This window comes from Parageobacillus caldoxylosilyticus NBRC 107762 (genome assembly GCF_000632715.1).
Classification (GTDB): Bacteria; Bacillota; Bacilli; order Bacillales; family Anoxybacillaceae; genus Saccharococcus; species Saccharococcus caldoxylosilyticus.
On sequence record NZ_BAWO01000084.1, the window covers coordinates 1 to 12,033 of the forward strand.

7 protein-coding genes are annotated in these 12,033 nt (G+C 33.7%); 1 reads left to right on the top strand and 6 read right to left on the bottom strand.

What is annotated here, in order from left to right:
* Nucleotides 1-155: 155 nt before the first annotated feature.
* Entirely contained in the window at nt 156-1,421 is a 1,266-nt protein-coding gene (locus GCA01S_RS17865) for an AAA family ATPase (RefSeq protein WP_042412075.1), read from the top strand.
* A gap of 602 nt (nt 1,422-2,023) precedes the next feature.
* Here the strand turns inward: GCA01S_RS17865 and GCA01S_RS21400 are convergent.
* The 6 genes from GCA01S_RS21400 to GCA01S_RS17895 all read right to left on the bottom strand — a co-directional run bounded on the left by GCA01S_RS21400 (nt 2,024) and on the right by GCA01S_RS17895 (nt 11,916).
* Nucleotides 2,024-2,128, bottom strand: coding sequence for a hypothetical protein (locus GCA01S_RS21400; protein WP_162163135.1), 105 nt, complete (start codon nt 2,126-2,128; stop codon nt 2,024-2,026).
* A gap of 178 nt (nt 2,129-2,306) precedes the next feature.
* Nucleotides 2,307-3,317, bottom strand: a complete 1,011-nt coding sequence (locus GCA01S_RS19955; RefSeq protein WP_052510068.1) for a DUF3307 domain-containing protein — start codon at nt 3,315-3,317, stop codon at nt 2,307-2,309.
* A gap of 13 nt (nt 3,318-3,330) precedes the next feature.
* Nucleotides 3,331-3,786 carry a Mov34/MPN/PAD-1 family protein gene (locus GCA01S_RS17875; RefSeq protein ID WP_042412078.1) on the bottom strand — a complete coding sequence of 152 codons (456 nt, stop codon included), beginning with the start codon at nt 3,784-3,786 and terminating at the stop codon, nt 3,331-3,333.
* A 1-nt stretch (nt 3,787) separates the two neighbouring features.
* Nucleotides 3,788-5,455 (bottom strand): ThiF family adenylyltransferase, encoded by a 1,668-nt coding sequence (locus tag GCA01S_RS17880; RefSeq protein WP_042412080.1) that lies wholly within the window; start codon nt 5,453-5,455, stop codon nt 3,788-3,790.
* Nucleotides 5,448-6,524 carry a hypothetical protein gene (locus GCA01S_RS17885; RefSeq protein WP_042412083.1) on the bottom strand — a complete coding sequence of 359 codons (1,077 nt, stop codon included), beginning with the start codon at nt 6,522-6,524 and terminating at the stop codon, nt 5,448-5,450. The genes GCA01S_RS17880 and GCA01S_RS17885 overlap by 8 nt, the downstream gene beginning before the upstream one ends.
* A gap of 1,006 nt (nt 6,525-7,530) precedes the next feature.
* Entirely contained in the window at nt 7,531-11,916 is a 4,386-nt protein-coding gene (locus GCA01S_RS17895; RefSeq protein WP_042412087.1) for an AAA domain-containing protein, read from the bottom strand.
* Nucleotides 11,917-12,033 lie beyond the last annotated feature (117 nt).

Here is a 12,033-nt window from a genome sequence, read left to right on the forward strand (position 1 = left end):
TCATCCAAAAGGAATTTCGATATCCTATAACTTTAAGAAGTTAGATAGTCAGAATAAAGAATCTAATTTTTAGATTTTATAAAGATTTTATAAAAAATGGTATAATATTCTTATCTATAATTTACTACTTTACTAGAGAATGGAGGGACTATATTTTGTTTTCAAGGAAAAGTAAAACCAAAAAACCAAATGAGATATTTACACCAAAGGCAAAAGATGTAAATGAGAGAATGTATATATCAAGAGAAAGACTAGAAAAGCACCTGAAACGTGCTTTAGAAGGTACATATCACATCATAGTTAAAGGAGATAGTGGGACAGGAAAAACATGGCTTTATAAAAAAGTTCTTAAGGATCTTGATGTATTTTACGTAGTAATTAATTTAGCAGAAGCAAATCGTTTAGGCAGTATTGCGAAGGCTATTATTAGTATTATTGGTAGTGATTTGCCTCCTCAAAATATAGAGTTTAGTGAGACTATGAAAGCTAAGGGAAGTGCTGGAGTAGTTGGGGGACAAATAGAACACACAAAAAAATTTGCAGTGTTACAAAAGGACTTAGTTGAAGAATGTTTTAAAATACTTCGAAAAAAAGCAGGGAAAAAAATCTGTTGTTTAATTTTTGATAATTTAGAACGAATTTTCGAAAATTCCAACTTGATGGAAGAATTGGGGGACTTGATTATTCTATTAGATGATGAGAGATATGCTCAATACGAAGTTAAGTTTATTATTGTAGGAGTACCAACTGAAATTAAGGAATACTTTTCAAAAACACGGAATGGAAATTCTATTGCTAATAGAATAACTGAGATACCTGAAGTGTCAAAGCTAGATAGGAACCAAGTTGAAGAATTTATTAAATTAGGTTTTATAAAAGAATTAGAATTAAATATTAATGAAGAAGATGTAAAAAAAATAGCTGATCACGTTTACTGGGTAACTTTTGGAATCCCTCAACGTTTACATGAGTATTGCCTTCAATTATGTTATGCTTATGAAGATAATGATTGGAAAATCGAGGATAAATGTTTAACAAGAGCGGATCAATTTTACTTGTCAAGTAATTTATATAGCACCTATGTCAAGATAGAAAAATTGATGAATGCAAATGAAACTACAATAAAAAGAAGGGACCAAGTCCTGTTTGCTATAGGGAGTTTAGATAAGGATGAATTTAAGGTTTCCGAAATTGAGCAAATAGTAAGAAGGGAGTTCCCTTCCTCTACATCAGATGTACAAATTAATGCCAGTCAGATACTTTCATATATTGCAAAGAGTCAAGAAGCACCAATTAAAAAGGCTAATCATGGAAACGCCTATATTTTTGTTGATCCCAAATTCAGAATGTGTTTAAGAATTATGTTAAGAAAAGACAAAAATGAGAAAATTGAGAAGCTTCCTATCGAATCAATATCGTAAGAACAATACACTAAAATAAATTTATACTCTTTTTTAATTGTAAGTGTTACCCGAGTTCGACACTTATTAGGCAAACAAATTACTCACAAGCCCTTGATACAAAGGGTTGATGAGCGATTAGGCATGCTTCACACGTGTATCTATGAGTGATGCTGGATATGTAGGATTCTTGGAAGCAGATCCAACGCCTGCAACCACAAAGGTTTGGCGATGCTTTAAAGTGAGTTTCGCGCGCTGATTTATATGTCATTATAAACTCATAAACACCGATATTAAAAGGACTAATTTACGAAGTGTGTGCCTATGAAAATCAACGTATTTTCCTAGTGTAACGACCTTAAATCCCTTGATATACAAGACTTTTTCTAAATTGTGCTTGCCTCAAATGAGCTTCAAACTGTCGAACTCGGGTGTTTATGAAATACAATAAAAAAACAGCTTAGAAATTCTCTAAGCTGTCTGTTTAACCCAAAATATGAACATCTTCATTTTTTCCGTGAGATAGCGAATAAATCTCCATTTCTTCTAATTTCTCCCATAATCAAGACATAGCTTTTTCAGGATCTAAATAGAATTGGCTTCCTCTTTACCCGTCAGAAGGTCTAGCCTAAACGTTCTAATACTCGTTGTCGTTCAATGTCATCCTCCCATTTATCGGGTCCGTGCCATTGATCCACATCACATTCAATTGCAAGTCGACTTCTCATTCCTTCTACAGTAATGAGAACAATTGGTTTCCCACTGTCATACGGTAGACATCTTTTTCAAATTTCCACACCGTTTAGTTTATATCAGAAAAGAGATAGCAGAGGGATATCTTTTTAAAGTTAATTTTTCTTGATTATAAACTTGTTCTCTTGCCCACAATAACATAGCTTTTCTTTTTCAATATATCAAACTAACAATAAATAGAACAATGTAGTGAAATGCTTGGTCAAGCTCGAGCATAGCTGATTGCATATGAGGAATATCGGATTCTTTGACTCGTTTAACATACTTTCCCCACCATAACAAAAAGCTCCTTTTATCTAAAAATACATGAGTAAAGAAAATAATCATTACTGCAGTCCAATTAAATAACCCAGTATATAAATAAGCAACACCTATCACAATTAAGGTATACACCAAGCAGTGTTTAAGTAACGGACCCCATTCTTCAGATTTTAACCTTGCCTGTTTGTCTGTTTGGAATAAGTAGTCTCCTATTTTGTGAGCAATATACAGAACAATAAATAACTTACCGTTTACCTCTAGATGAAATAACTCATTATCTCCTTTAAATTGAATAAATTGGTGACCGAACCAATATACAAACAAAATGAATAATGTAATCAAAAATCTTATCACTGCTGTGATTGCAATATTGACTCTGTGAATTTTTAGGTTACGAATAAAAGAAACTTTTTGTAATTCAAAAGCTAACTCCTTATGTATATCTGCATCACTCAAACCATCTAACTTGCAGAGATATTCTTTTGTTGTTATAGCAAGTTTTAAATCTGAATAATTATGGTACAAATACTTTCCTTTCAATGTTGGCTTCATTGCGTGTAAATAAAAAAGTCCTTGTACATCTACCCCATCTTTATCAATATGCGCATCAGGATTACTTTTAGGTACTATGGTCAAATATGCAAGCCATACACTTTGTACACAAAAATAAATCATTAAAATTAAAATTATATAAACTACTATTTTATCAATCCAAGTATTAATACTAATAAGCCAAGAATACCAAGATTCCTTTGTTCGAATCAACGCAGTAATTACTAATGACCAAAACGCAATAACAGCCCCTGCTTTTGTATCAGCAAAACGGATAGTGTTTTGTGCATCATCAATCGCTTTGAAAAGAAAATCTAGCTTATGCTTAAAACGGTCTTTTTCTTCAATCAAATCGCCTTCCCTCCTATTCAACTATTTCATATAGCAAGATTTCGCTGATCCTGTTATCTTCGTTAATTTCATAAAGGTTAAAGTATAGTTTATTACTTTCCCATTTAGTAATCATAAATACTGGGTAATGTAATGGATCAAAACGTTTATTGATCTTTTGCATCGTATTTTTATCTATAGAAGAAGGATATAAACTATATCCAGTTGGATGAGAATGCCATGTTCCAATCACAAATAAATCTTCTTTTAATTTTTGATTCGTATATTGAATTAAATATTCAGTGTCAAATATAACACCACTTCTTGAGCGTTTAGCATGTTTTCCAGCATCTGATACATCGAAAATATGTACCCATTTAGGATTCATTCGACCGTATATCAAACCTCCATTTTCAACTTCATTGTACTTTCTTGTTAACTCTGCAATTTTATCTAACACCCTACCGTTTAAAATAATTTTTCTTTTCATTTTATCCCCCTTGACAAAAACAGGATGGATGAGCCTCGAGATACCCAAAATGAGGAGTAGGTATTATATCATCCATTCCCCAGTAATAATTAACATAATCAAATTTAAACTTTCCATGTTTGCTGTAATAGGAAAGAATTGATACAATTTGCGTCGCCAGAAAAACCATGCGCTCCATTTGAGAAATAGTATGAGGATTGCCACAAACATCTACTTCCTCAGAAGGATATTTTTTGATTTCATCTTTTGCGTTTTGTTGAATTTGTTTAAGAACAGGATCTGTTTTTATTTTTTCATAGTAACAATTTAAGCAACCACTTGAAGGAGTAGTAATTACAATTTCCTGTAAAATATTATTTGGTGACGTCCATGCCCAAATAACAGGCTTCTTATAATGCCAAAGTTTATTAAAAGCAAGTTGATCAAAAGATTGATTATTCCCCACAGTTACAACAAGAATATCAGCTTTTTCAGCAGCTTCTTCGTCTGTTACTGCCGTTAAAGCGTTGAACTTAAAAAAATTTATTTTTAGCTCATTCGCTAGTGCAATTGATTTTTTGTTTCCTAAATAACGAGCACCTAGTACATGACGACCAATATTATCTGCCCTTAAAAAGTCAAAATCAGATAATAATATTTTTCTTGTATCTTTTTTAACTAATAAACTGGCGACCTCGCTCCCTAATGAACCAACTCCTAGTAATCCTACAGTTAGGTCAACTCCTATTGGACGATTAGAAAAACTTTCAATTGCTAGTGGCTGTACTAGATAATCTGATTTACCATCTACGTAACCCCGATTTGTAATAAAAGATACCACTTCATCTTTTCCCTTATCACCTGTATACATAACAATAAAAGGGATGTTTTTCATCTCTTGAGAAAGGTTTTTGATATTAATATTATCTCTTATTATTGTTAAAAGTTGATAAAAAGTCTTAAAACGCGAATGACGCGGTAGTCTTAAGACAAAAAAATGTGATTTTGCACATTTATCCCCCAACCGAAGCTTTTTAATTATTTCAAACTTTTGTTCTTGAGGCATGTCAGGAATATAATGATAAAAATTCTTTTCAAAATCGATATCAGTTAATTCATATTTTTCTCCTTGTTTTTGTAACGAAGCTTTTGCTCCTGACTTAAATTTATATGGCTCATGGTATACATTGCATTGATAGAGAATTTTGGGCTTATTTTCTCGCAATTTAGCTATAAAATAATCAGATAAATACAATCTTGAATTTGTATATTGGGGAAGAACTCTGAAACTCGGGAGATCTTCTTCAGGATTCCACTGACTAGTAACATTTGAATTCAACCAGTCATAAATCCTTTCATAAATATACTTACCATTATATTCTCGCTTGGCACTCCAATTATGTAGGCAACAGATTTTAAAAACAGACAACTTAGGATTTATATTAATTATTTCATCCAAGTGTCGCCAATTAATAGGTATCCGTCTATATAAATCGTCTTTACCGTTGATTTTAACAAGTGTAATTGAAGGTTGACTAAGAGGAAAATTATTCAATTCAATTGTTACGTGGATGTAATAGCCATTGATATCTCCTCTTTCTGGTACCCGACCATAAGCAGTCGTTTCGTCAACGAAAGAAAAGCCGAGTTTTTCCAGCTCGGCTTTTACTCCATTGATATTGTTATCCATGTTGGATTTTCTCCTCCCTTGCGATATTTATGCTCACATTTTTGGCTGTTTCCGATGCATTATAAACATTGCATTTCTTCGCAACGTCCTCAAGGGTTATGATATTATATTTTAATTCCTTGCAATCCATATAATATAACTTTCGAGTTTGTGTTGTATCAAACATTTGCCTAGAATATTCACTAAGATAAACAACATCAATTTCATCATTAAAATCCATTAGTTCTTTATATTTTTCACCAAAGAGTAATATACGACCATACTTAGGTGAGCCGTCTAATTTCTTTTCTGCATCATTATAATAACCAAGCAGTTTTGCCGAAAAATCGATTTCGAAAGCAGTAGCTTTCACCTCACCCACCGGTTTTTTTTCACCATTAATGTTGACGATGACACCTTGAGGATTCATTAATGTTTCTGGTGAATATTCAATTCCGACTTTTATATTGAGCAGGTTATGTGAATTTGTAGCATATGATTCTTTACCTTTCTCTATTAAGGTTTGTTTTAACTCATCATTTAAAAAGTCAGCACTTTCTAGAACTCTTAAGGCTATAAGAAACGCACGTGCACCGATTGTCCATTCATCCTCATCTTCAGGCTTCTTACCACCAATTAAAACCATTAGTCCGTCACCAGTAATCGAATGTATATGCCCTTGATAATACCGAGCTAACTTTATCCAAGTCGAAATAGCTTTTTGCTTCAATTTTGCTATTTCTTGAATAGTTTCAATACCTGGATCTTGCACAAATAATGCACGTTTTGTGAAGTTGCGTAAGTCAATAAACAATGAACAAAGCTTTACATTAGCTACTTGATTATTTTCATTATAAAAGTCTTTCTCTTCTTTTATTTCATTCAATAGGTAATCATAGTCAGGATGACCGCCTATTTTAAAATCCTTTGTGAGTTCTTCATTAATAATCTCATTGATCAAATACTTATGTTGAAGTTCTTCGGAGCTTTTTTGTACATATAGTCCCTCGAGAATTGCGTAAATAGGATTATAATTAACTCTATATCGAGGGTTTTTTTGAACAATAGAAAGGTATTTTGAAGCTTTCATTTCTTTTTCTCCCCTTTCCAAAATTATCTTCTATCATTTGATAAGAGTATTTCTCAAATGAATGTAGCAAAATTAGAAGCTATAAAAATAAAAACATTTTTTTCGATAAATAACCAATGGTTAAAAAGTTAATTTATCCCAAGTATTATTTTAACACATATATTTTTTAATTGAGAATGATTTTGTTACAAAAGTCTTATGAATTTCGGTGTACGAGGGAGATACGTGATTGTTGGAACGACTTACTTCCTAAAATGCATTAATTAAACCAAAAGAAAATACAATCGCTCATCTGTTTCTTATTGTTGGTTAAAGAGCATGACAAACCTTGTTATTAATTGTTTAGAAATTAAAATGTGTAATTGACTCTGCTAATACCTTCTCTCAAATAAGGATTATAGTTATTGTGATGTAACAAATTTTTGATACTCTACTTGTTTATTAGAGTATTGATCAGTGTTGGCATGCTCGCGCCAGAAATCAAACAGGTTTTTAGAGTCGTCCAGCTTTTCGATTTTGAAATATATTTCGTATTCTCCTCATCATACGGAGCAATAATCCCATTTAGATGATCACAATCACCAACCACAATATAGTCGGCTTTTTTACCGGAATCCTCAATCACATCTCCCTAAAAATCCAGTACACTATCAGGATCCACACCAGCCCTGTGAATAAATGGAGAACAGACTTGATAAAACACTCCCCCAAGGGAGTCGCGACGATTAAATAAATGAGATGGAGCGATTGATTGAGTATCAAGCCAAAATTCCAAAGTGGCTTCAAAATCTTTTACAAATCTCCTATAAATATCAACCTCCCCGGTATTCGAAGTGAGAAGAATAAATCCCTTGCTTGACATGGCTACTTGAACCAGATCGGCGTCGTACTTAAGTTTGTCTAGCGGTGTGAAATAAACATAACCGATATTCCTTAGTTGTTTCGTTCCACCGATAATTAAACAGCCAATAGAAAATAAAAACAGCTTAGAGATTATCTAAGCTGTTTAATTCAGAATATGAATATTCGCATTTTCCTTTGAAGCTATTGGATAAATCCCCATTTCGTCTAATTTCTCCCATAACGAAGACATAGCTTTTTCAGGATCTAAATAGAATTGGCTTCCTCTTACCCGCCAGAAGGTCCAGCCTACACGTTCTAATACTCGTTGACGTTCAATATCGTCTTCCCATTTATCAAGTCCATGCCATTGGTCCCCGTCACATTCAACTGCCAAGCGGCTTCTCATTCCTTCTACAACGAGATCAATTCTTTTTCCAACTGATCCGACTTTCACTTGAGGTATTACGCGGTAACCTCTTGCAGCAATCATACGATACACATCTTCTTCAAATTTTGAATCAAATATTTCTTTTTCCTTATTTACCTCCAATTGTACCCGATGGGGCTCAAGGCAATATTGCAATAGTCTATATCTTACACATGCGGGATTTAAATGTTTTAAGTCAACAGAGTGATATAAAAACATTTGATCTCTTGCACGGCTTGCAGCAACATTAAATCGCTGATAATCTGAACGTTTTGTCATTGGTCCAATCCTCATATTCGGAGCAACAACCATGGATAGGAAAATAACATCGCGTTCATCACCTTGGAAGGAGTATGAGTCACCGCAAATAATTTTTCGATTGATCATTTCTTCTTCGCCAATTTTTTCACGAAGGAGATTTTCAATTAACTTCGCTTGATCATGTCCCTGGAGAGAAATAACCCCAATAGTTTTACCTTTGTACTTTTCATCCTGACAGCATTCAGCAATATGGTTCACAATTGCCTCTGCTTCCGGTTCATTGATGACTTTTCGAGTATCTTCCCTACGATAGCCGTCCTCTACTCGTATTGCTTTTACAGGCGGCTCAAGTAATTCACTTCTTAAAGGCAGTCTTAAAGGATCAATCATGCCGCCATACATTAAATCATTACTGAACTGGATGATTTCAGGCACACAACGGAAGTGCTCTTTCAAAATAATCTTGCTGTCAAATACCCGACTTGCCGTATCGTATAGACTCGTTTTCATTTCAAATTGTAATTTGTTCGGAATATTGTAAAGATATCTTTCGATTAAGTCATGAACCTCGCTGATATCAGTTCCAACACTTTCAGGGCTAATTTGATTATCATCACCTACAATTACTGCTTTCTTTCCTCGTAATAACACACTTAAAGAAAATAAATTACTCTGACTGCTTTCATCCACAATAACAACATCAAAAAGATCATCTGTTAATTCAATGTTTTCGATGACTCTTTGGATCGGCATAATCCAAACTGGAATGGCGCCCTTTGCAACTTTCATTTCTTTACTTGCTTCTTTGCGATAAACATTTACATACTTCCCAGTTCCTTTTCCGATTCGTTGAATCGCCTTTAACCATGCAAAAAAGCTTCTTTTTTGCTCTTTTGTCGTTCGTTCAATTTGTGATTTCCAAGTTGATTCAGCTACAAGTTCCTTAATTAATCTTGACTCTTTTTCCTTCTCCCGCTGAAGTTCTTGTTCTAAATCCTCCATTTTCGGTTTAGAATGAATTTCTTTTAACCATGTATTGACTTGACTCCACATCCATGCCTTATCTATATCATCAGGTGGGAATAATGGTTCTCCTTTTCCTCCTAGTGATAAGAGCGACTCACACCAGTGAGGAGCTGCTTCCTCTAATTTTTTCTTTAAGAAGTTAAATTGTTTGTATGGTTCTTCTAATGCCTCTAAACGTAACAGCTCGTTATAGACTTCTTTCCACAATTGAACATCTCTTGTTTTGCATGCCTCATACAGTTTTTCGACAGATCCATGTACATTGAATATGGATTGTTGTTTTTGTAAAAATGTTAAAATCTTATCGAAAAACTCGTGTTCCTTTTCCCAGCAAATTTTATCATTTAAAGCAGAAAATCCGTTTTGTAGTTTTGTGAACCAATCAATGCTATTCCACTTTGGTTCTTCGTTAATTTTTATTTCTTTTAGAACTTCATTAAACTTCTCTACCACATTTTTATCCCAATTTAAAAGCATTTCCAGCTGATTCAATAGCTCACCAACTTCAGATGTAAGCCTTTTTTGATCAGCACTTATCTTTGGTCCATCGTTTTCGTCCATTATCCGATTCCATTTCAATACTAACTTTTTAATCAAGTCTTCTCGTTCGAGATATTTTAAAAGCTTTGTTACATCGTCTGAATTACGAACAGGCAGTCCATTTATTTTGCATTGTTCAAAAATGTAAGCATACTTTCTGCCAGTAATTTTTTGGAAAAACCATCCTATACTTTTGTTATTTTTCATTCTCTCCTGAATAAAATGTAAATCTTCTTTCAGGAGAGAGTGATTGGCATTAGAAGGAATGACGATTTCATCTTCAATTAAATCATTTGTTAATCGGTTAACATTGTTTATTCTTTCTTTACATTCGCTCGCAAACTCTTCCCAAAACTGCTTTTTGTCAGGTTGGGTAATGATCTCTTTTAATATGATTTCCAGCCACTTTTCTTTACTAATTTCTTCTAAATGATTTAAAGTTGTTTTCGTTAAGTGAAGAATGTCATCTAAATGAAACGTTAATTCATTGGTAACATTCCATCCTTCTAGGTATTTCTCTGTTTCAACCATTTTACTTTCTATCGATTGAATAGCTTGAACATGTTTTTCAAATGTTACGGGATCAACTAGTTCTTCTGTTTTCACACGATGTTGTGATAACGAAATGCGATCTTCCGTTTGGATTTCGCCAAGCAGTTGGAAAAATTGCATGGTTTCTGTAGTTGTTAAAGGATACGGAATCGATGGATCTATATTATCAGGCAGCCAGCTGTAATCTTCGTTTTCTTTTAGCCATCTTGCTGCTTCAAGAGGTGTAAATTCTACACCATTTATATTTTTCTTTTCGTTTTCGATTTCCGCTGCTTTGTTTATCATGGTATTAATTTTGGCAATGTTTCGTTTTGTTTGGTGCAACTCTTCCTTTAATCTTTCAATATTTTTATTTAAAACCTCAATTTGTTTTGTATCTAAGTTTTCGGCAATACTTTTTATTGAATCCTCAATTTCTTTTACTGATCTGGAGTCTCCTCCTAATACACTGACGCATAATGAACGTATCTCTTCAGGAATTTTGTCTCTCAATACTTGGAGTGCTCTTTCCTTTTCACTCGTTACAAGAACCCGTTTTCCATGCGCAAGGAGATGGCAAATGAGATTTGCGATCGTATGGCTTTTACCTGTTCCTGGTGGACCTTGAACAACTACACCTTCATTTAATGCAAGTTTTCTTGCAATTAATTTTTGTTCATTATTAGCGGGTAATGGAAATAACAAATCCTCCCCAACACTTTTCCATTCACTGTTATTGAAACTTTCATGTCTTTGCTCTTTTTTCTCTTCAGATGTCGAAGTAAGAGTCGTAATCGTCTCAGGAACGGGATAACCATTCTTTATTTTTTCGATTGCCGTGGATAACTCCTTCTGCCACAATCTCCCTCCAATTTTTCTTAGGAAGAAAGCCGGCATATAAAAAACAACAGGATTGTGTGGCTTTTCTTGCATTTTTTCCGGAGTTAATCCTTTTTTGTATGATCCTTTCGGACTGATTGTATGGGCAATTTCGCGGAAAACAGGCTCAATTAATTCCTCATCCCATGGCGACAAATCTAAATCACTAATTTCTGACTCCATTTCCTGCAGTCTTGAAGCATTCGGAATGTTAATATTTGTGAGCATATCCGTTTCTAATTGAGTCCCTTTACTAGTTGGAATAAGATAGAAAACGCCTTTTTTAGCATTGAATTGTAATTCCATTTTAGTGACCAATAAATGTCTATAAACCAATTCATCGTTTATTTTCCAAACAAGTAGTCCATGCCCACACCCAATTTCTAAATCATCACCTTCTCTTTGCAAACGCTGATGAAGTTCAAACAATTCCATATACAATTTTTGTATCTGAAATTTTGGCAAAGCTTCATTTGCCCAAGGTTTCCATTTGTTCTCATACCATTCGTTGTATGTATTTACTCTTTCTTCATCATCTTCAAATTTTTCAAGGACTTCTTCACTCTTCTCTTTGTCATACCCTTTTAAAATCTGTAGGACTTTTTCAGGCTCTTTAGCAGGATTATCCCACTTTCTTATCCATTTGCTTAATCCTTGAGGTAAAGCAGGGGCTGATGGAATATCCTGTTTGTGAACTTCGAGCCATGCGTCAATATTTTCTCCACTTCCATTTAAATAACAACCTTCAAAATGAGGAAGTTCGTTAATCCACCAAACTCTTTCGTATTCATTAATATTCCGGATGATTTTTTCGTTTAAGTTTTTTACTGCCAATAAATACTCAAAGATTTGAATCACTTTGGATCTTTCTAAATCACTAGTCATCAAACCCCTCCTGTATTACTAAATACCTAAACCTATAATATCATATATTTCCATTTTTAACTTTGATTAAGAAAAAAGAGAATTAATAAAATAAACGCTCCATACATCCAAAAAAGA